Below are 22061 nucleotides of genomic sequence, written 5' to 3'. Positions count from 1 at the left end.
GACACGGTGAGCGCCAGCGGCGGAAACAAGGCCATCATCGCCGCACTCGCGGCCAACCTCGGCATCGCCGTCACCAAGTTCATCGCGTTCCTGCTGACGCAGTCGTCGTCGATGCTGGCCGAGTCGATCCACTCGGTGGCCGACTCCGGAAACCAGGGGCTCCTGCTCCTCGGCGGCAAGCGAGCGCGGCGGTCCGCCACCCCGCAACACCCGTTCGGGTACGGCCGGGAGCGCTACATCTACGCGTTCATCGTCTCGATCGTGCTGTTCAGCGTGGGCGGCCTCTTCGCGCTCTACGAGGCGTACCACAAGTGGCACGATCCGCACCCGATCGAGAGTTGGAAGTGGGTGCCGGTCACCGTGCTGGTGGCCGCGATCATCATGGAGACCTTCTCGTTCCGGACCGCGATCGTCGAGTCCAACAAGGTGCGGGGCAAGGCGAGCTGGGGCACGTTCGTACGCAAGGCCAAGGCGCCGGAGCTGCCGGTCGTGCTACTGGAGGACCTGGGCGCGCTTGTCGGTCTGATCTTCGCCCTGTTCGGTGTCGGGATGACGCTGATCACTGACAACGGCTACTGGGACGCGGCCGGTACGGCGATGATCGGTGTACTGCTCGTGATCATCGCCGTGATCCTGGCGATCGAGACCAAGAGCCTGCTGCTCGGCGAGGGCGCGTCCGCCGACGATGTCACCCGAATCGAGCGGGCGATCCTGGCCGAGCCGGACATCGAGCGGATCATCCACATGAAGACGCTGCACCTCGGACCCGAGGAACTGCTGGTGGCCGCCAAGATTGCTGTCGCGCCCTGCGAGGAGGCCGTCGAGGTGGCACGCACAATCGACGGCGCCGAGTCCAGGATCCGGGAGGCGGTCCCGATCGCTCGCGTGATCTACCTGGAGCCGGACGTCTACCGGGTGGACAAGGCCCGTACGGACGATGCCGGGGTGGACGCAGGGACCGGCGCTGCCGGTGCGGAGGCCGGCCGGGCCGACGTGGTGGTGGGGCAGCGTGCCGAGGACGAGCCGCTGCGGGACCGGGCGGCGGCCGAGTCCTCGGGTACCTGACGTGGAGCGGTTACACGGACCGATCCGCGACTACGCATGGGGGTCCCGGTCGGTCCTGGCCCAGCTCCAGGGCCGCCCGGTCCCGGCCGACGGACCGGAGGCGGAGCTGTGGCTGGGCGCCCATCCCGGAGGCCCCGGCGTGGTGTCCCGGCCGGCTGGTCCGATCCCGCTGCCGGACCTGTTGGCAAGGGAACCGGAGCATTGGCTCGGCGGGGAGGTGCTGCGCCGGTTCGGGCCGCGCCTGCCGTTCCTGCTGAAGATCCTGGCTCCGGAGCGGCCGCTCTCCCTGCAGGCCCATCCGGACGCCGAGCAGGCGCGAGCCGGGTACGCCGCCGAGGAGGTGGCCGGCGTCCACCGCAACTACGCCGACCCGTACCACAAGCCGGAGCTGCTGGTCGCGCTCCAACCGTTCGAGGCGCTGTGCGGGTTCCGCGACCCGGCGATCTCCGCCGAGGTGCTGGCCGCGTTGCGGCTCGACGCGCTGGCCCCGGTGGTAGCGGCGCTGCGGACGGGGGTGGCGGGGCTCGCCGAGGCGGTGCGGCTGCTGCTCACCTGGCCGGAGTCGGAACGCGCCGGGCTGGTGGGGGCCGCGGTACGGGCCAGCGCCGCGCCGGCGCTCGCGGGTCGCGCCGACCTGGTGGGCCGCCTCGCGCGGGACTATCCGGACGATCCCGGCGTGCTGGTCGCGCTGCTGCTCAACGAGGTGCGGCTGGCGCCCGACGAGGCGATCTGGATGCCGGCCGGAAACCTGCACGCCTATCTCAACGGATGCGGCGTGGAGATCCTGGCGGCCAGCGACAACGTACTGCGCGGTGGATTGACCCCGAAACGGGTGGACGTGCCGGAACTGCTCGGGGTGCTCCGCTTCGAGGTGTTGACCGACCCGGTGCTGAAACCGGAACCGCTGGGACCGGGACTGGTTACCTGGCCGGTGCCGGTGGAGGATTTCGCCCTGCGTCGGGCCCGGGTCGGCGGGGCCGAGCCGGTGCGGCTGGAGCCACTCGGCCCCCGGGTGGTGCTGTGCACCGAGGGTCGGGTGACCGTCGGTGACGCCGCCGGGTCGGTGGACCTCGGGCCGGGTGCGGCGGCCTTCGGTGCCGCCGTGGCGGGGCCGTTGTCGGTGGACGGCGACGGGGAGGCGTACGTCGCCTCGGTGGCCGACTTTCCGCGTTCTGGTTGACAGGACAGTGACTCTCGGTAGTGTGATCAGTACGCCTGGTGCATGAGCGGCTCTCGCTGAACGCTCTGCGCCCGGCGGGCGACCAAACCGGGGGGATGCGCGGGGCGGCCGAGCAGTGGGTGGACAGGCCGCCCGCGGCTGGCCGTCCCGCGCGCTGTTCGGCACGCGGTCCGGCCTGGCTGGGGCGGCTCGTCCGGCCTCTGCTGCGTGCCGGTCCGGTCTCCGCTGCGCGCCGGTGAGCGGCACCGGGCTCCCGCGCGGTCCCGGACGCGCCGGCTCTTGTCCATATGTGCGGGATCGCCGCGGAGCGTGTCACGTCGCGCCGTCCTCTGCCAAGCATCGAGGGTGACCCGCGTATGGTGGGAGGTCGCGCACGAAACCGTTCGACAGGAGCTTCGATGACCAGCACCCTCCCGGCGCCGTCCGGCGGCGCATCCCCCAAGGCCCGGCCGGCCACGCTCGCCGACGGCGACTTCAAGGTGGCGGATCTGTCGCTCGCCGCGTTCGGACGTAAGGAGATCCGGCTCGCGGAGCACGAGATGCCGGGCCTGATGGCGATCCGGCGGGAGTTCGCCGAGGCGCAGCCCCTGGCGGGCGCGCGGATCACCGGTTCGCTGCACATGACGATCCAGACCGCGGTGCTTATCGAAACCCTTGTCGCGCTGGGCGCGCGGGTGCGGTGGGCATCGTGCAACATCTTCTCCACCCAGGACCACGCGGCCGCCGCTGTGGTGGTGGGTCCTGAGGGGACCCCGGAGGCGCCGGCGGGCACTCCGGTGTACGCCTGGAAGGGGGAGACCCTTTCGGAGTACTGGTGGTGCACCGAGCAGGTGCTGACCTGGCCGGACGGGCAGGGTCCGAACATGATCCTGGACGACGGCGGGGACGCCACCCTGCTGGTCCACAAGGGCGCCGAGTTCGAGAAGGCCGGGGCGGTGCCGGCGGTGGAGTCGGCCGACTCCGAGGAGTACGCCGTCATCCTGGAACTGCTGCACCGCTCGCTTGCCGAGGACGGGCAGCGGTGGACCGGCATCGCCGCCGGCATCAAGGGTGTGACCGAGGAGACCACCACCGGCGTGCACCGGCTGTACGAGATGCACCGGGATGGGACGCTGCTGTTCCCGGCGATCAACGTGAACGACTCGGTGACCAAGAGCAAGTTCGACAACAAGTACGGTTGCCGGCACTCGTTGATCGACGGCATTAACCGGGCCACCGACACCCTCATCGGCGGCAAGCTGGCCGTGGTGATGGGCTACGGCGACGTGGGCAAGGGCTGTGCCGAATCGTTGCGTGGGCAGGGCGCCCGCGTGGTGGTGACCGAGGTCGACCCGATCTGCGCCCTGCAGGCGGCGATGGACGGTTACCAGGTGGCGACGCTTGACGACGTGGTCGAGCAGGCGGACATCTTCGTCACCGCGACCGGCTGCTTCGACGTCATCACCAACGAACACATGGCGCGGATGAAGCACCAGGCCATCGTCGGCAACATCGGGCACTTCGACAACGAGATCGACATGGCCGGTCTGGCCAAGCGTTCGGACGTCACCCGCGAGAACATCAAGCCGCAGGTCGACCTGTGGACGTTCGACGACGGGCACGCCATCATCGTGCTGTCGGAGGGTCGCCTGCTGAACCTGGGTAACGCGACGGGGCACCCGAGCTTCGTGATGTCGAACAGTTTTGCCAACCAGACGATCGCGCAGATCGAGTTGTTCACCAAGACCGACCAGTACCCGATCGGCGTCTACGTGCTGCCCAAGCACCTGGACGAGAAGGTCGCCCGGCTGCACCTGGATGCGCTGGGCGCCAAGCTGAGCACGCTGTCCAAGGAGCAGGCCGCCTACCTGGGCGTGCCGGTGGAGGGCCCGTTCAAGCCCGATCACTACCGCTACTGATTCCGCGCGGAATAGAGCCTCTGGTCAACGCGAAAGGCGTGGACCGGAGGCTCTTCCCCGTCTCACCCGGAGTGGTTCCGCCGGGGTCGGACCCAGGTCCACACGCAGTAGGCGAGCCAGCCGAGGGAGACCGCCGCGGCCAGGGTGCGCATCCGGAGCGCGGAGAGCAGCAGAACGACGGCGAGGACGGCGAGCCACGGCAGGAATGCCTTCATCGGCCCATTCCAGCAGATCCCCGGCCGCGGCCGCCGGCCGGCGGTCTCCCGGGGTCGGCCCGACGCACGCACACTGGTCACCGCGGCCGGACCCAACCGGAATTTCGTCCGGGTCCGAGCCTTGGTGTCCCGTTCTGTCGGGCGGTTCTCGGCCTGACCTGGCGGCGGCGCGTCGTGGCTTCGGACGGAGCGGGTCACCGCGACGGCGGCCCGGGGTGTAAACATTGGTGCCATGAGAGCCCGGGTCCTGGTGGTCGACGATGATCCCGCACTTGCGGAAATGCTCGGCATCGTGCTGCGGAGCGAGGGTTTCCTGCCCTCCTTCGTGGCCGACGGCGAACGCGCGCTCGCCGCGTTCCGGGAGGGTCGGCCGGACATCGTGCTACTCGACCTGATGCTGCCGGGAATGAGTGGCATCGACGTGGCGCGGGCGATCCGCGGCGAATCGGGCATCCCGATCGTGATGTTGACCGCCAAGAGTGACACCGTGGACGTGGTGCTCGGTCTGGAGTCGGGCGCCGACGACTACGTTGTCAAGCCGTTCAAACCCAAGGAACTTGTCGCCCGGATGCGGGCCCGGTTGCGCCGGGGAGAGGATGTCGCGCCGGAGATGCTCGCCATCGGGCCACCCGGCAGCCAGATCACCATCGACGTGCCGGCGCACACGGTGAGCCGCAACGGCGAGGAGGTCAAGCTCACCCCGCTGGAGTTCGATCTGCTTGTCGCCCTGGCCCGCAAGCCGCGCCAGGTCTTTACTCGGGAGGTGCTGCTGGAGCAGGTCTGGGGTTACCGGCACGCGGCGGACACCAGGCTCGTCAACGTCCACGTGCAGCGGCTCCGGGCCAAGATCGAGCCGGATCCCGAACGACCCGAGATCATCCTGACGGTGCGCGGCGTGGGTTACAAGGCGGGCACCGGATAGCCTGGACACACCGTGGCCAGTCCTCCCGTTCCCGAAGAGTCTCCCGTCGCCCGCGCCCAGGCGGTCGCCCGGGAGATGTGGCGTGTCGTGGCGCGCCGGGGGATGACCCTGACGGTACGGGGCCACCGCACCTGGCGCCGCTCGCTCCAGGTCCGCGTGGTGACCATCACGCTGGTGGCCTCCAGCCTGCTGGTGGGCGGGTTCGCCTACCTGGTCGCTGACAAGATCACAAACATCCTCCTGGACAACGCCACCGAGGACGTCCACAACCGGCTGGAGAACGGCCAGGCGTACGCGACGAAGCAGATAAGCGTGCACACTGCCTCCTACGAGCCGAAGCTGCAGAGCACCATCACGGCCACCATCCAGGCCCTGGCCGGTGGTGACTCCAACCAGGTCGGCGGGCTGGTGGTGGCGGTGACCTCGGACGCCGACCCCAGCGCCATCGAACCCCAGGCGTCGGCCCGGGTGAACTTCCAACCGTTGATCAGCGATGAGCTGCGGGAGAAGGTCAGCTCCGGCAACATGGCGTCCCAGATCCGCACCGGTGACCTGGGCAGCGGCACGGCCAAGTACCTCGTCTACGGTTCCCCCGTCGCCACCCGGTTCGGCCAGCTTGAGCTCTACTACTTCGTACCGCTGACCCAGCAGGACGAGATCGCCGAGCAGACCCGCTCCACGGTGCTGGCCACCGGGGTAGCGCTGGTCCTGCTGCTCGGCCTGCTCGCGGCGTTGGTGACCCGGTTGGTGGTCAACCCGGTCCGGGTGGCCGCCCGCACCGCACAGCGGCTCTCTGCCGGCCTGCTCGACCAGCGGATGGCTGTCAACGGGGAGGACGACCTGGCGTTGCTCGCCGCGTCGTTCAACCAGATGGCGACCAATCTCCAGCGGCAGATCGTCCGGCTTGAGGAGATGTCTCGGCTGCAACGACGGTTCACCTCGGACGTGTCCCACGAGCTGCGTACGCCGCTGACCACCGTCCGGATGGCGGCCGACCTGATCTTCGCCGAGCGGGACGAGTTCGACCCGGCGGTGGCCCGCAGCGCCGAACTGCTCCAGGCCGAGCTGGACCGGTTCGAGAGCCTGTTGACCGACCTGCTGGAGATCAGCCGGTTCGACGCCGGGTTCGCGATGCTGGACGTCGAGCCGACCGACCTCGTGCCGATCGTGCACCGGGTGGTCGACCAGTTGACCTGCCTCGCCGATCGGGTCGGCGTGCCGTTGCGGGTAACGGTGCCGGACGGGCCGGTGATCGCCGAGATCGATCCGCGCCGGGTGGAGCGGGTGCTGCGTAACCTGGTCGGCAACGCGGTGGAGCACGGTGAGGGACGACCCGTCGACGTGGTGCTCGGCGCGGACGCCGCCGCGGTGGCGGTGACCGTGCGGGACCGGGGGATCGGCCTCAAGCCCGGTGAGGAGAAGCTGGTGTTCAACCGGTTCTGGCGGGCCGACCCGTCTCGGGCCCGGCAGACCGGCGGTACCGGGCTCGGCCTCTCCATCAGCCTCGAGGATGCCCGACTTCACGGGGGCTGGCTGGAGGCATGGGGGGCGTCCGGGCAGGGCGCTCAGTTCCGGCTCACGCTGCCCGCGCGGGCCGGGGACCGGCTCACCTCCGCTCCGCTGCGGCTGGTGCCGGCCGACGCGGCCGTGCCCGGTCCTGGCCACGGCGCCGCCCCCCGGGTGGCTATCGGCCCGGGCAGCGGTGGCGTACTGGCGATCGGCCCGGCCGCCGCGACAGCGCCCCCGGCAGGCGCCGCGTCGACTCCTGCCACCGCGACACCGAACCCGGCCGACGCGCGGCGGGCGACGGCCGACGGCCCCGCGTGGCCGGTGGCGGTCGAGGATTCGGCGAGATCGGTGGACGTCGACGGTCCTGGTCGCCCACCGTCCGTGCCGACACCGGACGGCGAACGGGTGCCGCGATGATCGGGCGGTGGTCACGGCCCGTGTCGACGTCCTCGGCTCGACCGAGGACGTCGACACGGGCCCTAGCGGCGGTCGTCGCGGTGTTGATGACCACTGGGCTGCTCGGTTGCGGCATCCCGGACAGCACGGATGTCCGGGTGGCGGGACCGCCGCGGGCCGGCACGTCGCTCAGCGGGGCGGCTGATCAACTCGGCACGCAGGACCCGCCGGCCCGGACCGAAACCCTGGACCCCGCCACCTTCGTCATGAACTACCTGTCCGCGGCGGCCGGGGAGACCGACGGCGCGTACGGCCGGGTGCACGAATTCCTGCCGAAGGACACCCGGACCCTGTTGCCGCCGAAGGGGGCCAGCGAGGTCACCCTGACGGTGGTCCGGGTCGAGGAGACCGACTTCGACCTCGCACCGGCCGGGTCGGTCACCAGGGTGACCGTGCCCTACGAGGTCGTCGGGGTTCTCCAGTCGGACGGCACCATCGGTCCACCCCCGGCCACGCCGTCCGGCCAGTACACCTTCGAGGTCGGCCGGGCCCAGCCGGACGCCCGAGGCAAGGTGGAGCCGGGCCTGTGGCTGCACAACCCGCCGCGCGAGCTGATGCTGAGTACCAAGGCGCTCGCCAAACACTACGTGCCGTACGCCGTCTACTTCTGGAGCAGCGACAACTCGCACCTCGTTCCGGACCTGCGCCACCTGCCGCGCAAGGTGCCGCGGGAACGGCACGCAACGGAGATCGCCGGCTGGTTGAACGACGGTCCGTCGGAGTGGCTGAGATCGGTGGCGCGGTCGCTGCCCGACGGCATCCGGGTGACGGGCAACGTCGCGGAGACCGACGCCGGCCGGTTGGAGGTCAACCTGTCGCTGCCGAACGCCGGCGCGGACGAGGAGGCCGAGCTGGACCGTCTGGTCACCCAACTCGCCTGGTCCATGCCGGATGACCAGAACCTCATCGACGTCAAGGTGGGCAACGAGAGCCGGCGGTCGTTCGACGCGGTCAGCGAGCGCGAGATCATGCCGCTGTACGACGTGTCGGAGCGGAACCAGCGGTTCGTGGTGTACGACGGGCAGGTGCGCGCGGTCGCGAGCGGGGTGAGCGACCCGCCGCCGTTCCCGCCGCCGCTCACCGTGGACACGAACCAGAATGTCCTTTCCGCCGGCATAGTGAGCAGCGGAGACACCGTCGCGGCCGGCCTGGTGGTAAGCGCCGGGGACCGGCAGGCGCTGGCCGCCGGGATCGGATCGGGAAGCGTCGCCGTAAAGCGGCTCGGCGGCCGGTCGTACGGGGCGATGGGCCGACCGGTGTGGCTCAAGGTGCCGTACGCCAAGCAGCGCATGACCGGGCTTGTGGTGGCCGACGGGAAGCTCTTCCGGTTCGACGTCGAAGCGGGCATGGTCGAGGTGCGGATCCCGAACGTCTCGGGCCCGCTGGCGAGCGTCGGCGCCGCACTCGACGGCCGCCGGATCGCGGTGGTCGCCGGCGGTCGGGTCTACGTCGCCGCCGTGAACACCGACGGTGCCGGCCTGACCGCGGGGGAGGCCCGCCCGGTGCCGGTGCCGCTGACCGCTCCCACCGCCGTGGACTGGTTCGACGAGACCTCGCTCGCGGTGGCGGGCACCGGACGGGGTGGCCGCCCGATGATCTACCAGGTGACGGTGGACGGGGGCGCCGACTTCGACCTGCACACACCGGACGCCCCGGTGACCCAGTTGGCGACGTACCCGAACAACCCGGTGGTCGGTAAGTCGAGCACGTGGCTGATGTACGAGGCGGCCGGATCCGTGTGGGCGAACCGGTTCAACTCCTACGAACAGGTCACCGCGCAGCAGGTGGTCGGTGCGGAGGCCGGGCAGAACGGCCCCCGGGCCCCGTTCTTCCTCTACTGAATCCGGCCCGGCTCTCACCGCCGGACCCGACCGTCCATCCCGCTGAGCCGATCGGCTCAGCCAGGCGTGCGGGAGGTCTGTTGCCGAGCGACGGTGTGTTGGCTGCGCTTGCCGACCTCGTGCTGCCGGCCGACTGCGCCGGCTGCCGGGCCACCCGGCTGCCGTTGCGAGCGGGTGTCTGCGCCTCCTGCGCTGGCGCGCTGGAGGCGTTGGTTCCGCATCCGGTCCGGCCCACGCCCGCACCAGCCGGCCTGCCTCCGTGCACCGCCGTCGGGGCGTACCAGGGGGTGCTGCGGGAGGCGGTGCTCTCGTACAAGGAACGCGGCCGGCACAGGCTGGGCCGGCCGTTGGGTGTTCTACTGGCCGGGGCGGTGGCAGCGGCGGTCGGCCGGCCACGCCCGGTGCTGCTGGTCCCGGTGCCGGCGACCGCCCGGGCGGCGCGGGAGCGGCACGGGGACCACATGGCCCGGCTGGCCCGGCGCGCGGTCGTCCGGTTGCGGGGTGCGGGCTGGCCGGCGGCGGCGACCCAGCCGCTGCGGGCGATGCCCCGCCCGGATTCGACCCACCTGGACAGCGCGGCGCGGGCGGCGACTGCCGGGGAGGCCTTCCAGGTACGTCCCGGAGCCATCCGAAGACTACGTTCCGTAACAAGTGACGCCACGATCGTGCTTGTCGACGACATCATCACCACGGGGGCCACGCTCGCGGCGATCGCCGTCCTGCTCAACGGGTACGAGGTGCCGGTGCGGGCGGCGGCGGTGCTCGCCGGGACGGTGCGCCGGCGGATGAATTGACTCTGCGTGGTGCCTGATTCACCTCATCGTGCCATTGCCGCAAATCTTCTCGAAAAGGTCTTGGCAGTGGGGGTGACTAGGGCTCAGCCAGGCGTTAGCGTCGTGTTCACCGGGGTACCACCCAGCTCAACTCCATCCCCCGGTGTTGGAAGGAGGCGTAGCCGTAGCCGACCGGTCGCGCCGACACAGTCCCTGGGTCATGGCCGACCGGATTTTCTGTTTGCACGACCATCCGCACCTCAGGAGGTCACGCGTGGATATCGTGGTCAAGGGCCGTAACGTCGAAGTTCCCGATCATTACCGAATTCATGTAGCCGAGAAGCTCGCCAAAGTCGAACGTTACGACCACAAGCTCATCCGGGTCGACGTCGAACTGTTCCACGAGCGCAATCCGCGGCAGTCGGATCACTGTCAGCGCGTCGAAATCACCTGCGTCTCCCGTGGCCCGGTCGTCCGGGCGGAGGCCTGTGCCAAGGACTTCTACGCCGCGCTCGACGTCGCCATCGCCAAGCTGGACACGCGGCTCCGCCGCGCCGCCGATCGCCGTCGGGTGCACCGCGGCCGGCACGCCCCGATTTCGGTGGCCGCGGCCACCGCGGGTCTGCCGGTGGCCGGTCTCGACGAGCCTCTCCTCTCCTCTCCCAACGGCAACGGTCGAGCTACCGCCACCGCGGTCGCCGACCGTCCCGAGCCGGCTGACTCGCGGTACGACGACTACGAGTACGACGACAAGCCCTGGCACATCGCTCGGGAGAAGGTGCATCCCGCCGAGCCGATGACAGTCGACGACGCCCTGCACAACATGGAACTGGTCGGCCACGACTTCTACCTGTTCCTCGACAAGGACTCCGGGCAACCGAGCGTGATCTATCGCAGGAAGGGTTACGACTACGGGATCATCGCGCTGGACGCCTGACGCCGGGCGCCGGGACGATCCCCGGCGGGATCGTCCCGGCGGCGTTCACGTCGACGGTCGAGCCGCCTCGGGCAGGTCCGCAGGCAGCAGGCCGTAGACCACGTCGTCGGCCCGGATGCCACCGGCGCCCGGGAGCTGACCGCGCAACACACCCTCGCGCCGGTAGCCGGCCTTCTCCAGTACGCGCTGCGAGCCGACATTGTCCGGCAGTGTGCCGCCGTACAGCCGGGCGATGCCGGCCTCGGTGAACGCCCACCGGGACAGCAGACGCAGCGCGCGGGTCGGATAGCCGCGTCCCCGCCAGGGGGGCAGCACGCTGTACGCGACCATGGCCTCGCGCAGGCCCGGCTGCTCGTAGTAGAGGCTGAGGTGCCCGGTCGGGTCACCCGACGCGGCGTCCAGGACGACCACGTCGGCCTGCGCGCCGGCCAGCCATTGGGCGGTGGCCCGGGCGCATCGCCTGGCGAGCCGCTCCCGGTCGGCGGGCACCGGTGGCACGTTCGTGGCCACCACGTCCGGCAGGCTCTGTAGTTCGACGAAGAAGTCCACGTCTTCCGGGCCGAGCGGGCGCAGGGCCACCACCCCGTCGGTCAGCCGGGCACGCCCGGTCGCCGGGTCGGGCAGGTCGGGCAGCAGTCGGGGCACGGGACCGCCCGTGTCGGTGGCGAGCCGGGTGAACGCGACGAGATCGTAGCGACGCCCGTCCGGGAGGAGACCGGCCTCCCGGCGTACTCCCTCGCGCTGGAATCCCGCGGACAGGGCCACCCGTTGGCTGGCCGCGTTCTCCCACTCGGTGAGCAGTTCCAACCGGTCGACGCGCGGCCCGCCGGGGATGCCGGCGAAGGCCGCCTCGGCCAGCGCGCGGGTGGCGGCGGTGGCCACGCCACGCCCCCGTGCCCAGGGCGCCACCCAGTAGCCGATCTCCGCCTGCCGGCGGGCCGGCACCGGCCGCTCGATGCCGATGCCACCGATCACCCGGTCGCTGGCCGGGTCCACGATGGCGTACGCGGCGCCGCCGGCCGACCAGGCGGCCGGCGCCCCCTTGTCGATCCACTCCATGGCCCGGTCCCTGGTGTACGGGTGGGGCATCGTCGGGATGAACCGCTGGGTAAGCGGGTCCGCGCAGGCCGCCGCGACGTCGTCGGCGTCCGCCGCCCGGTACGCGCGCAGCCGGACCCCGTCACCGTCGATCACATCAGGCTCCGTGGCGATAGTCATCCAGATCCTCGCTCAATCGTGGGTCCCAGGGTTCATCAGTCTCCGGCCGTCATGGGTCCTGGCGCATCCGCAGGTCCCCGGGTAGCAGCGAACCCAGCCACGCGTCCCTCCGGGTGCCTCGCTGGTCGAGGGCTGATCGGACCGTTCCCACCATGACGAATCCGGCCTTCTCGGCGGCCCGTCGGGAGGCGGTGTTGCCGACCTGGGCGTACCAGTCGATCCTGGCCAGGCCGAGCGTGGCGAAGCCCCAGGCGGCGACGGCGGTCAGCGCGGCGGGCAGATAGCCACGGCCCCGGGCCTGCGGCGCGATCATGAAACCGACCTCGCCGATCAGTGGATCTCCGGGGGCGATGCGCAGGTCGAGCGCGCCGAGGTAGCCGTCGTCCGGGCCGGCCACCACGAAGCACGCGGCGGTGCCGGCGCGCCAGGCGGCGAGCCCTTTCGTCAGGAACGCCTCGGCGTCCGACCGGTGGTACGGATCGGGCAGCGGGATCCAGCGCTGGGCCTCCGGGTCCCGACAGGCCGCCACCATCGCGTCGAGGTCCTGCTCGGCCGGCGGGCGCAGGCTGAGTTCGGTCTCCGGCGTTGCGGCGAACAGCACGGGTTGCGGGCGGCCGAAGACGGCGGCGCGACGGGCGACAAGCGAACCCGGGCCGGCCGGTCCGCCGGTGCCGTCGGCCGGGGTGCCGGGCGGCGGCACCTCGTCCGGCAGCAACGAGCCCACCCACGCGTCCCGGCCGCCCCGCGGGTGCGGGTGGGCCAGCCGGAGCTGCCCCTCGACCCGGAAACCGGCCCGTAACGCCACCAGCCGGGAGGCGTGGTTGCCCACCTCGGCCTGCCAGACCAGGCGGTGCAGTCCCCGCTCGGCGAAGGCCCACCGAGCCACCGCCCGAGTGGCCCGGACCGCCACGCCGCGCCCTCGCGCCCACGGCGCCGTCCAGTACCCGATCTCACCGGTCGCCTCGCCGGGCGTGAGGGTCACCAGGCCGCAGGAGGCGAGCAACTCGCCGGTGGTCGCGTCGCAGGCGGCGAACGGCGCCCCGGTGCCGTCCGTCCACTGCTTCGGAGCCCGCTCGGTGACGAACTGAACGGCGTGTTCAGGCAGGTAGGGGGCGGGTACGGTGGTCCAGCGCTGGATCTCCGGGTCCTGGCAGGCGCGGTGCACGGCGTCGGCGTCGGACGCCTTCCAGGGGCGCAGCAGCAGGCCGTCCTCGACGAGTTCGGGGGACTCCATCCGGTCATCCTGGCGGAGACTTCGCGCTCGGCGTAACGGATTTCTCCGCCGGCCGGTCGCTATCCGCCGAGATTGTCTGGTTCAGTGGGGTACCGACAGGTGGCGCACCTGACGGCGTCCCGGGTCGAGCGCCTACGATGGTTTGGTTGAGACTCTAGGGGAGCGTTGATCCGTGTCGATTCTGGAAAAGGTCCTCAGTGCCGGCGAGGGGCGCATGCTGCGTCGGCTCAAGGCCATCGCGGCCGCCGTCAACTCGGTCGAGGACGACTACGTCGACCTCAGCGACGAAGAGCTGCGCGGGATGACCGACCAGTTCCGGGACCGGCTGGCCGACGGTGAGACCCTTGACGACCTGCTCCCCGAGGCATTCGCGGTGGTCCGTGAGGCGGCCTCCCGGGTGCTCGGCCAGCGGCCGTACGACGTGCAGGTGATGGGCGGCGCGGCGCTGCACTTCGGCAACATCGCCGAGATGAAGACCGGTGAGGGCAAGACCCTGACCTCCGTCATGCCGGTGTACCTGAACGCGCTGTCCGGCGACGGCGTGCACGTGGTCACGGTCAACGACTACCTGGCACAGCGGGACGCGGCATGGATGGGTCGGGTGCACGAGTTCCTCGGGCTGACCGTCGGCGTGATCCTGCCGAACCGTCCCTCGGCGGAGCACCGGGCCGCCTACCAGTGCGACATCACCTACGGCACCAACAACGAGTTCGGCTTCGACTACCTGCGCGACAACATGGCCTGGTCGAAGGACGAGTTGGTGCAGCGCGGGCACAACTTCGCGGTCGTCGACGAGGTGGACTCGATCCTCATCGACGAGGCCCGGACGCCGCTGATCATCTCCGGTCCGGCCGAGCACTCGGCCCGGTGGTACACCGAGTTCGCCCGGGTGGTGTCCCGGTTGCAGGCGGGCACCGACGGCGAGGGCGACTACGAGGTCGACTACTCGAAGCGCACCGTCGCGATCACCGAGCGCGGGGTGGCCAAGGTCGAGGACCGGTTGGGCATCGACAACCTGTACGAGTCGGTCAACACGCCGCTGGTCGGCTACCTGAACAACGCGATCAAGGCCAAGGAACTCTACAAGCGGGACAAGGACTACATCGTCAACGAGGGCGAGGTCCTGATCGTTGACGAGTTCACCGGCCGCATCCTGCACGGTCGCCGCTACAACGAGGGCATGCACCAGGCGATCGAGGCCAAGGAGGGGGTGGAGATCAAGCAGGAGAACCAGACGCTTGCCACCATCACCCTGCAGAACTACTTCCGCCTCTACAACAAGCTCTCCGGCATGACGGGCACCGCGCAGACGGAGGCCGGCGAGTTCAACAAGGTCTACAAGGTCGGCGTGGTGACCATCCCGACCCACCGTCCGATGATTCGGGCGGATCGGCCGGACGTCATCTACAAGACGGAGAAGGCCAAGTTCAACGCCGTGGTGGAGGACATCGCCGAGCGGCACGAGCAGGGGCAGCCGATCCTGGTCGGCACGGTCTCGGTGGAGAACTCCGAGATCCTCTCGCAGTTGCTGCGTCGGCGCGGCATCCCGCACGCGGTGCTGAACGCCAAGTTCCACGCCAAGGAAGCCGAGATCATCGCGCAGGCGGGCCGTAAGGGCGCCGTCACGGTGGCGACGAACATGGCCGGTCGGGGCACCGACATCCTGCTCGGCGGCAACCCCGAGTTCCTGGCCGCCAACGAGCTGCGGCAGCGCGGCCTCGACCCGGACGAGCAGCCGGACGACTACGTCAAGGCGTTGGAGGAGGTCCTGCCCGGCTGGAAGCAGGCGTGTGAGGCCGAGGCGGACGAGGTCGGTTCCGTTGGTGGCCTGTACGTGCTGGGCACCGAGCGGCACGAGTCGCGGCGGATCGACAACCAGCTGCGCGGTCGGTCGGGCCGGCAGGGCGACCCGGGTGAGTCGCGGTTCTATCTGTCGTTGCAGGACGAGCTGATGCGGCGGTTCCGCGCCGGTGCCGTCGAGGCCGTCATGGAGCGGTTCAACATTCCGGAGGACGTGCCCATCGAGTCGAAGATGGTCACCCGCCAGATCAAGAGCGCGCAGGCCCAGATCGAGAACCAGAACGCCGAGATCCGGAAGAACGTCCTCAAGTACGACGAGGTGATGAACAAGCAGCGCCAGGTGGTCTATGCCGAGCGCCGCCGCGTGCTCAACGGCGAGGACCTGCACGACCAGGTGCGGAACATGATCGACGACGTGGTCGGGGCGTACGTCACCGGCGCGACCGCGGACGGATACGCCGAGGACTGGGACCTCGACCAGCTCTGGACCAGCCTCAAGCAGCTCTACCCGATCGGCGTGAGCATCGAGGACCTCGAGGAGGAGGCTGGCGGCGAGCGCAACAGCCTGGACGCCGAGTTCCTGCTCGCCCGGCTCAAGGAGGACGCGCACGCCGCGTACGAGCGTCGCGAGGCGGATCTCGGCAGCGAGGCGCTGCGCCAGTTGGAGCGGATGGTGCTGCTTCAGGTCATCGACCGGAAGTGGCGCGAGCACCTCTACGAGATGGACTACCTCCAGCAGGGCATCTCGCTGCGGGCGTACGCGCAGCGCGACCCGGTTGTGGAGTACCAGCGCGAGGGCTTCGACATGTTCGCCACCATGATGGACGGCATCAAGGAGGAGACCGTCGGCTTCCTCTACAACCTGGAGGTCCAGGTCGAGGAGCCGGAGCCGGCCCCGGCCGAGGAGATCAAGCTGCTCGAGCAGCCGGTCGAGATCAAGGCCAAGGGACTGGCTCCGACGCCGCGCCGTCAGGGCCTGCAATACTCCGCTCCGACCATTGACGGCGAGGCTGGCGCCACCGGTGGCGTGACGGTGGAGCGGCCGGAGAACCAGGCACCCGCGCTGGGGATCGGCGGTTCGGGTGCTCCGGCGCCGACCAAGCGTCGGGCCGCCGCACAGCCGGCACCCGCCGGCACCCCGGCGGCCAGCAGCGGGCCGTCCCGTAACGCGCCCTGCCCTTGTGGGTCGGGTCGCAAGTACAAGCGGTGCCACGGAGCCCCTGGCAACTCCTGACCGAGACGATCTGGATGCCCGGGATGCCCACCGACCGTGCCGGGCGGGCACCCCGGGCGGCTCGACGCCGTGACGGATTGACTCGATCGTCCGGGTGCCGCCGCTCGCGGACACCGTCACAGCAGCTCGAAGGCGGTGCACAACCAGCCGTCCGGACTTCGTTCGAGGCGTAGCGCAAGGGCCCAGCTCCGGTCGATCCGCCCCAGCACGACGGCCACCTCGGCTACGCCGTCGGTGGGCTCGCAGACCCGGAGGACGCGGATCCGCAGGGCGCTGCCCGAACGCCGGGTGACCGTGCCCGTCCTCCTGGCGAGTCGGCGGACCGCCGCGGTGAACGCGTCGATCAGATCGGTCGCCTCGACCGGGTGGCACAGCCGTCGGAGGTGACCGATCGGCCGGTGGCCGTCGAGGATTTCCAGGCAGCAACCGAGGAAGCGGCGGGTCGCCCGCCGCGCCTCCGGACTTGCCGTGACCAGCACACCGGGTGTCGACGCCCGTGACACCGCCGGTCCTGACGTCGGCGACCGGTCCGGTGACAATGCTCCGGCGGGCGTCCCCGGACCGCCCCGCGGGTCGGCCGGGCGGAGGCCCGGCCCGGTCGGGGTTGGGCGGAGGTCCGGGCCGGCCGAGGCCGGCCAGGGTTGCAGCCCGGCCGGGCTGAGTCGCTCCCCGCCCGGGGCCGGTGAGGTGCCGGCCAGAAGGTCACGATCGGCCCGCTCGACGGCGCGGACGGGCGGACCTCCCGCCGAGCCCAGCCCGCTGGTCGCCGGGGCCGTGAGGTCGAGAGCGAGCTGCCCGGTCGATTCCCGCCACCAGGTGTAGGCGGTGGACTCGTCGTCGAAGGGCGGATCGAGTGGCGGGACGGGCCGGATCCGGACGGTCGGCCGGGACGTGACCATCGCTCCACGCATCCGCCTCAGCTCCTATAATCTTGTGTTTACCTTCGTTTGCCTCCGACATCCTCTTTGTAGGGCATCATGACGAGGCCGGTCAATGGGAGTGCTGCCGGTCCTGTGGATAACGTGCCGTCGTGGTTTGGGTGAACGACGGCTCACACTGTTGATCCGCTCGCTGTGCGGCATGTCGTGGCAGGCGAAGCCGCGAGTCGTGAGCCGTGAGCCGCGAGCAGGGAGGCGTGAGCAGGGAGCCGCGAGCCGCCACGCCCCGTGTCAAGGGGTCAGTCGTCCCGCTCGACGAGCGGGTTCTGCCGCACCCAGTCGGCCGTCTCGGCGTACTTGCGCTGGATGTACTCCTCGAGCCTGGCTCGTTCCACCCGCCACTGACCTCGGCCACCGATCTTGATCGCCGGCAGTTCCCCGCTGCGCACCATGTGGTAAACCTGCGAGTCCGACACGTTCAGTTCGGCGGCGACGTCGGACAACTGCAGGAACCTGGACTCCACGGGCTCTCCCTGGGATGGCGCGATACCCTCAGTTTGCCATCGACGGCCTCCGACCGACGACAGGCGAGGACCGTCGGTCGTACCAGAGCCGTGCGCGCGCCGCCTCGGGGGCGGACTCCGGACACGCTTCGCCCCGTGGTTGGTGCGCCACCACCGGCCTGACCGCGTGACACATAGCGGTCCGGCCGGCTGGGGCCTGGCCCCGCCCCGAACGGCGGGACCGGGAGTGGGCCGGGCATGATCTGCGACAGGGCCGGCCCGGTGGCCGGTGCGGGTGTCGAGCCGGAGGTGGTGCGGTGACAGAACAACTGGTCCGGGTGTACGTCCCGGCCACGGTGCCCATGCTGGCCGCGTTGTCCGGCGCGGGCCTCGTCGATGCCACGGACGCCCACGACGGCACCGCCGCGCAAGCTCACGCCGTGACCCCGGGCCTGCGGGAGTGGTACGCCGAGGGAGACGAGGAGGAGTTGGAGTACGTCGCCTTCACCCGGGCCGCACAGGCGGCGCTTCGGCTGCTGCGGGCGGATCCCACGGCGCCCCGGCGACGCGTGGTGGTCTCCGCCGATCTGCCCGCGTCGGAGGTCCGGCCGGTGGACGGCGAACTGGGCTCCAGCACGGTACGGCTGGGCGTCCCGGTGCGGGTCGGCGCCGTCGCCGCGGTCCATGTCGACGGTGACGACGCCCAGGCGGACGTCGGCGCGGCCGCCGAGGCGATCGAGGAGGCCCTGGCCGGCGACCCGGACGCTGAGTTCACGGTGGACACCGCCGAGGACCACGAGCTGGAATGGTACGACGTGTCGGAGCTGGACACGTTGCGGTGAGTGCCCGGGTCAGGGCGCCTCGACCGAGGAGATCCGGTACTTGGAGACCTCGGCCCGCGTGATCGCCACGGTCTGCTCCTGGTCGGGTCCACTGCCCCGGAACGCGTGCAGGTGCCCGTCGGACTCCCAACGCTCGAAGATGTTGATTCGACCCGGTTCGAGCAGGTCGGCGTCCAGGGCGAAGTCGTGGCAACCCGCCGCGGCGCGGGCCGCGCCGACCACCTGCCGGCAACCGGCCAGGTAGGAGTCGCGGTCCGCCGGATCGACCCAGATACTGCCGGCAACGATGAGCATGGTGTCCTCTCTGGTCGTCGACCCGGCCGGTCTGGCGTGCGCTGGCCGGGCGCCCCTGGCGCTCGGATGCGCCGGGACAATCCTGCCGTTCGCCTACGACATTCCCGGTCCGGCGCCTTACCGCCGTTCCGGCCAGCCGCCCGTGTCATCGTCGTCCGCGTCCCGGTCGTCGGCCTCGTCCCGGTCGTCGTCGGCGTCCCGGGGCGACGCCTGGTCGGCGTCGACCGGGCCGGTGCCCGGTGCGCCGGTCTCCTCGGGGCCGGTGTCCACCGGGTCGCCGTCCGGTCGTCCCGCGTTGGTCGGACGCGCCCTCGCCGGATCGCCGTCCGGTCGTCCGGCACCCGCCGGACCGGTGCCCGCCGCGGCGTCGTCCGGTACCGCTCGACCGGTCTCGTCGGCCGGCCGCACGGTCCGGCCGAAGGCGATCATCGCGACGAGCCCGCCGAGGAACAACACGCCCATGCCGTGTACCACCCGGGAGCCGTTGAGCAGGCCCTGGGCCACCTGGTCCGCCTCGCTGAGCTGGCCGGCGAGCCGGAGCACCCGGCCGCCTGCGGTCCAGATAAGCGTCTCGGCGAGCAGCAGGACGAGGCCCGGCCCCGCACCGGCCGCCAGGTAGGTGGGCCAACCAGCGGGCCGGTCCGGCTCGCCGGCGGCATCCCGACCCACGGCGCGGCGCTCGGCACCGCGCAGGTAGGCGTACGCGGCGAGGCCGGCGGCCAGCCCGCAGGTCACCGAGAGCGTCCGGGAGAACCAGGTGAATGCGCTGAGCTGCGACGCCATGGTGTCACCGGCGCCGTACCAGGAGGTGATCTCACGCTGGAAGAGGCTGAGTACGAAGGTGGCGGCGAATACGGCCAGCCCTCCGAGCACCACGGCGCCGGCGACCGGTGGCCGGAGGGCGCCGATCGCCCCGCCGATGACGGTGGCGGCCGCGATGGTGCCGGCGAGTACCGCGACCACACCCTGGTCGTCGCGGCCGAGCGTCAGGACCACGGCGGACAGTAACCCGGTAAGCGCTCCCGCGCCGACGGCCACGGCGAACCTCACCCATGGGCGGTGGGCACCGCGCCGGGCCAGCAGGCGGACCGCGGCCAGGCCGGCCGCGGCCCCGCCGACCAGGCTCGCGGAGATCACCCCCGGCAGCGCGTACGCGGCCGAAAAGATCGCGGTCGTGCCCGCGTTCGACGAGATCGCCCGCTGGGTCGACCAGAGCATGGCGACCAGCCAGGCCAGCGCGAGCAGGGCCAGCAGTGGCGCTCCCGGCGCTGGCTGGCGTCGGAAGGCGTCCGTGGCGGGGGCGGGGGAATCACCGGCGGGCGTGGGTCGGCGGCGGGGCCGGGACGCCGCGGTGCTGCCGGGCTTGTCGCTCATCGTCTCCTTCTCCGCGGGAGCCGCAGGGCACGGGCCGGGTGGACCGCCGTCTGCGAGGGTACGCGGTGACCGGACCGGCGCCCGCCGCGCTCGGCGCCGTCGGGCGGGCGTGGGAGTATTGGCCGAGGTCCCGCCGCCGGCGGCCCGGTACCACCGGGTACGCGGCCAGTTCGGTTCACCATACCGGCGCCCGGTGGGTCCGGTTTCGCCATCGCTGTCGAGATCCGCAGGAGCTGGAATGGACGCCCTCTTTTCCGTACCCGAGCCGCACAACGAGCCGGTCCACACCTACGCGCCGGGGAGTGCCGAGCGGGAGAGCCTGCGGCGGCGGCTCGACGAACTCGCCGCCGAACGGATCGACCTGCCGATGACCATCGGCGGGGAGCGGCGGATGGCCGGCGGCGAGCGGATAGACGTGGTGCAGCCGCACAAGCACGCGCACGTTCTGGGTGTCACCGGCCACGCCACCCATGACGACGGGCGGGCGGCGGTGCGGGCGGCCAAGGCGGCCGCACCGGACTGGCGGAGCCTGTCCTTCGCCGACCGCGCCGCGGTGTTCCTGCGCGCCGCCGACCTGCTCGCTGGGCCGTGGCGGGACACGCTGAACGCCGCCACGATGCTCGGCCAGTCGAAGACCGCGGTGCAGGCCGAGATCGACTCCGCCTGCGAGTTGATCGACTTCCTGCGGTTCAACGTGGCCTTCGCCAGCAAGCTGCTCGCCGCGCAGCCGAACTCCTCGCCCGGTGTGTGGAACCGTTTCGACCACCGGCCACTTGAGGGGTTCGTCTACGCGATCACCCCGTTCAACTTCACCGCGATCGCCGGCAACCTGCCCTCCGCGCCGGCGTTGCTGGGCAACACCGTGGTCTGGAAGCCGGCACCGACGCAGCAGTTCGCCGCCCACTTCACGATGCGCCTGTTCGAGGCCGCCGGTCTGCCGCCCGGAGTGATCAACATGGTGACCGGTCGGGGCGAGGAGGTGTCCGACGTGGTGCTGGCCGATCCGGACCTGGCCGGCATCCACTTCACCGGCTCCACCAAGGTGTTCCAGCACCTGTGGCGCACCGTCGGGGAGAACATCGCCAGCTACCGCGGTTACCCCCGGCTGGTCGGCGAGACCGGCGGCAAGGACTTCGTCGTCGCGCACGCCAGCGCCGACGTGGACGCGCTGCACACCGCCCTGGTCCGGGGCGCGTACGAATACCAGGGCCAGAAGTGCTCGGCGGCCTCCCGGGCGTACGTGCCGCGCTCGCTGTGGGAGGGCGGCCTGCGCGACCGGCTCGCCGCCACCGTGGACTCGCTGCGGTACGGCGACGTCACCGACTTCGCCAACTTCGGTGGCGCGGTGATCGACGCGAAGGCGTTCGCCCGGCACACCGCGGCGCTCGACATGATCAAGGGCGACGACGCCTGCCGGATCCTGGCCGGTGGCATCGCCGACGATTCCGAGGGGTACTTCGTCCGGCCGACGCTGTTCGAGTGCGGTGACCCGGCGCACGAGTCGTTCACCACGGAGTACTTCGGACCGATCCTGGGTGTGCACGTCTACGACGACGCGCGGTTCTCCGATGTGGTGACGCAGGCCGAGTCCATCGCGCCGTACGCGCTCACGGGGGCGGTCTTCGCGACCGATCGGCGGGTCGTCGACTGGGCGACGGAGAAGCTGCGGTACGCGGCCGGCAACTTCTACATCAACGACAAGCCGACCGGCGCCGTGGTCGGGCAGCAGCCGTTCGGTGGCGCCCGGGCCAGCGGCACCAACGACAAGGCCGGCTCCTGGCAGAACCTGGTGCGGTGGATGTCGCCGCGGACGATCAAGGAGACCTTCGTCCCGCCGACCGACCACTCGTACCCACACATGTCCTAACCCCCACCCCCCACCCCCCAC

At 71.1% G+C, this 22061-nt stretch carries 18 protein-coding genes; 11 read left to right on the top strand and 7 right to left on the bottom strand.

Translation table 11 applies throughout. From position 1 onward, the window contains the following. The first annotated feature begins 6 nt into the window (after positions 1-6). From ACFQUZ_RS00090 to ahcY, 3 genes are all read left to right on the top strand, one after another. Positions 7-1065, top strand: a complete 1059-nt coding sequence (locus tag ACFQUZ_RS00090) for a cation diffusion facilitator family transporter (protein ID WP_377436553.1) — start codon at positions 7-9, stop codon at positions 1063-1065. Position 1066: 1 nt separating this feature from the next. Next, entirely contained in the window at positions 1067-2245 is a 1179-nt protein-coding gene (gene manA / locus ACFQUZ_RS00085) for a mannose-6-phosphate isomerase, class I (protein ID WP_377436552.1), read from the top strand. A gap of 398 nt (positions 2246-2643) precedes the next feature. Beyond that, entirely contained in the window at positions 2644-4143 is a 1500-nt protein-coding gene (gene ahcY / locus ACFQUZ_RS00080; protein WP_377436550.1) for an adenosylhomocysteinase, read from the top strand. Positions 4144-4205: 62 nt separating this feature from the next. Here ahcY and ACFQUZ_RS00075 read toward each other — a convergent pair whose 3' ends face one another. After that, the gene (locus ACFQUZ_RS00075) at positions 4206-4358 is read right to left on the bottom strand and encodes a hypothetical protein (RefSeq protein WP_377436549.1); all 153 of its coding nucleotides are present in this window, start codon (positions 4356-4358) and stop codon (positions 4206-4208) included. A gap of 232 nt (positions 4359-4590) precedes the next feature. Between ACFQUZ_RS00075 and mtrA the strand changes: the two genes are divergently transcribed. The 5 genes from mtrA to hpf all read left to right on the top strand — a co-directional run bounded on the left by mtrA (position 4591) and on the right by hpf (position 10796). Then, positions 4591-5280 (top strand): MtrAB system response regulator MtrA, encoded by a 690-nt coding sequence (gene mtrA, locus ACFQUZ_RS00070; protein WP_377436547.1) that lies wholly within the window; start codon positions 4591-4593, stop codon positions 5278-5280. 12 nt (positions 5281-5292) lie between these two features. Then, the gene (gene mtrB / locus ACFQUZ_RS00065; protein WP_377436545.1) at positions 5293-7206 is read left to right on the top strand and encodes an MtrAB system histidine kinase MtrB; all 1914 of its coding nucleotides are present in this window, start codon (positions 5293-5295) and stop codon (positions 7204-7206) included. Between the two features lie 86 nt (positions 7207-7292). Beyond that, on the top strand, positions 7293-9086 hold the full coding sequence (locus ACFQUZ_RS00060) for an LpqB family beta-propeller domain-containing protein (protein WP_377437452.1): 1794 nt from the start codon (positions 7293-7295) through the stop codon (positions 9084-9086). An 80-nt stretch (positions 9087-9166) separates the two neighbouring features. Continuing rightward, the gene (locus ACFQUZ_RS00055; RefSeq protein ID WP_377436543.1) at positions 9167-9880 is read left to right on the top strand and encodes a ComF family protein; all 714 of its coding nucleotides are present in this window, start codon (positions 9167-9169) and stop codon (positions 9878-9880) included. Positions 9881-10133: 253 nt separating this feature from the next. Next, on the top strand, positions 10134-10796 hold the full coding sequence (gene hpf, locus ACFQUZ_RS00050; protein ID WP_377436541.1) for a ribosome hibernation-promoting factor, HPF/YfiA family: 663 nt from the start codon (positions 10134-10136) through the stop codon (positions 10794-10796). A 45-nt stretch (positions 10797-10841) separates the two neighbouring features. On the opposite strand, the gene ACFQUZ_RS00045 is transcribed toward hpf, so the two are convergent. Further along, positions 10842-12014, bottom strand: a complete 1173-nt coding sequence (locus ACFQUZ_RS00045; RefSeq protein WP_377436538.1) for a GNAT family N-acetyltransferase — start codon at positions 12012-12014, stop codon at positions 10842-10844. Positions 12015-12063: 49 nt separating this feature from the next. Continuing rightward, positions 12064-13248, bottom strand: a complete 1185-nt coding sequence (locus tag ACFQUZ_RS00040) for a GNAT family N-acetyltransferase (RefSeq protein WP_377436536.1) — start codon at positions 13246-13248, stop codon at positions 12064-12066. Between the two features lie 172 nt (positions 13249-13420). Between ACFQUZ_RS00040 and secA the strand changes: the two genes are divergently transcribed. Continuing rightward, entirely contained in the window at positions 13421-16282 is a 2862-nt protein-coding gene (gene secA, locus ACFQUZ_RS00035; protein WP_377436534.1) for a preprotein translocase subunit SecA, read from the top strand. A gap of 116 nt (positions 16283-16398) precedes the next feature. Here secA and ACFQUZ_RS00030 read toward each other — a convergent pair whose 3' ends face one another. Together ACFQUZ_RS00030 and ACFQUZ_RS00025 are read right to left on the bottom strand one after the other, a co-directional pair. Further along, positions 16399-17193 carry an Rv3235 family protein gene (locus ACFQUZ_RS00030; RefSeq protein WP_377436531.1) on the bottom strand — a complete coding sequence of 265 codons (795 nt, stop codon included), beginning with the start codon at positions 17191-17193 and terminating at the stop codon, positions 16399-16401. A gap of 266 nt (positions 17194-17459) precedes the next feature. Beyond that, a complete protein-coding gene (locus ACFQUZ_RS00025; protein ID WP_377436528.1) occupies positions 17460-17684 on the bottom strand; it encodes a helix-turn-helix domain-containing protein in 225 nt (74 codons plus the stop codon). Between the two features lie 296 nt (positions 17685-17980). On the opposite strand from ACFQUZ_RS00025, the gene ACFQUZ_RS00020 reads away from it, so the two are divergent. Continuing rightward, positions 17981-18505 carry a DUF6912 family protein gene (locus tag ACFQUZ_RS00020; RefSeq protein WP_377436525.1) on the top strand — a complete coding sequence of 175 codons (525 nt, stop codon included), beginning with the start codon at positions 17981-17983 and terminating at the stop codon, positions 18503-18505. Positions 18506-18514: 9 nt separating this feature from the next. Here ACFQUZ_RS00020 and ACFQUZ_RS00015 read toward each other — a convergent pair whose 3' ends face one another. Together ACFQUZ_RS00015 and ACFQUZ_RS00010 are read right to left on the bottom strand one after the other, a co-directional pair. After that, entirely contained in the window at positions 18515-18799 is a 285-nt protein-coding gene (locus ACFQUZ_RS00015) for a putative quinol monooxygenase (RefSeq protein ID WP_377436523.1), read from the bottom strand. Positions 18800-18916: 117 nt separating this feature from the next. Continuing rightward, positions 18917-20173, bottom strand: a complete 1257-nt coding sequence (locus ACFQUZ_RS00010; protein ID WP_377436520.1) for a hypothetical protein — start codon at positions 20171-20173, stop codon at positions 18917-18919. Positions 20174-20411: 238 nt separating this feature from the next. Between ACFQUZ_RS00010 and pruA the strand changes: the two genes are divergently transcribed. Then, a complete protein-coding gene (gene pruA / locus ACFQUZ_RS00005) occupies positions 20412-22040 on the top strand; it encodes an L-glutamate gamma-semialdehyde dehydrogenase (RefSeq protein WP_377436517.1) in 1629 nt (542 codons plus the stop codon). The last annotated feature ends 21 nt before the right edge of the window (positions 22041-22061 follow it).

Source organism: Plantactinospora sp. GCM10030261, from assembly GCF_042666615.1.
Classification (GTDB): Bacteria; Actinomycetota; Actinomycetes; order Mycobacteriales; family Micromonosporaceae; genus KBS50.
The sequence above is the reverse complement of the archived record's forward strand: the minus strand, read 5'-3'. Positions and strand labels throughout refer to the sequence as shown.

Coding starts and splice junctions, on each gene's coding strand:
- ahcY (WP_377436550.1), top strand. CDS start 2,644: ATGACCAGCACCCTCCCGGCGCCGTCCGGCGGCGCATCCCCCAAGGCC.
- ACFQUZ_RS00075 (WP_377436549.1), bottom strand. CDS start 4,358: ATGAAGGCATTCCTGCCGTGGCTCGCCGTCCTCGCCGTCGTTCTGCTG.
- mtrA (WP_377436547.1), top strand. CDS start 4,591: ATGAGAGCCCGGGTCCTGGTGGTCGACGATGATCCCGCACTTGCGGAA.
- ACFQUZ_RS00060 (WP_377437452.1), top strand. CDS start 7,293: ATGACCACTGGGCTGCTCGGTTGCGGCATCCCGGACAGCACGGATGTC.
- ACFQUZ_RS00045 (WP_377436538.1), bottom strand. CDS start 12,014: ATGACTATCGCCACGGAGCCTGATGTGATCGACGGTGACGGGGTCCGG.
- ACFQUZ_RS00040 (WP_377436536.1), bottom strand. CDS start 13,248: ATGGAGTCCCCCGAACTCGTCGAGGACGGCCTGCTGCTGCGCCCCTGG.
- ACFQUZ_RS00030 (WP_377436531.1), bottom strand. CDS start 17,193: ATGCGTGGAGCGATGGTCACGTCCCGGCCGACCGTCCGGATCCGGCCC.
- ACFQUZ_RS00015 (WP_377436523.1), bottom strand. CDS start 18,799: ATGCTCATCGTTGCCGGCAGTATCTGGGTCGATCCGGCGGACCGCGAC.
- ACFQUZ_RS00010 (WP_377436520.1), bottom strand. CDS start 20,173: ATGAGCGACAAGCCCGGCAGCACCGCGGCGTCCCGGCCCCGCCGCCGA.
- pruA (WP_377436517.1), top strand. CDS start 20,412: ATGGACGCCCTCTTTTCCGTACCCGAGCCGCACAACGAGCCGGTCCAC.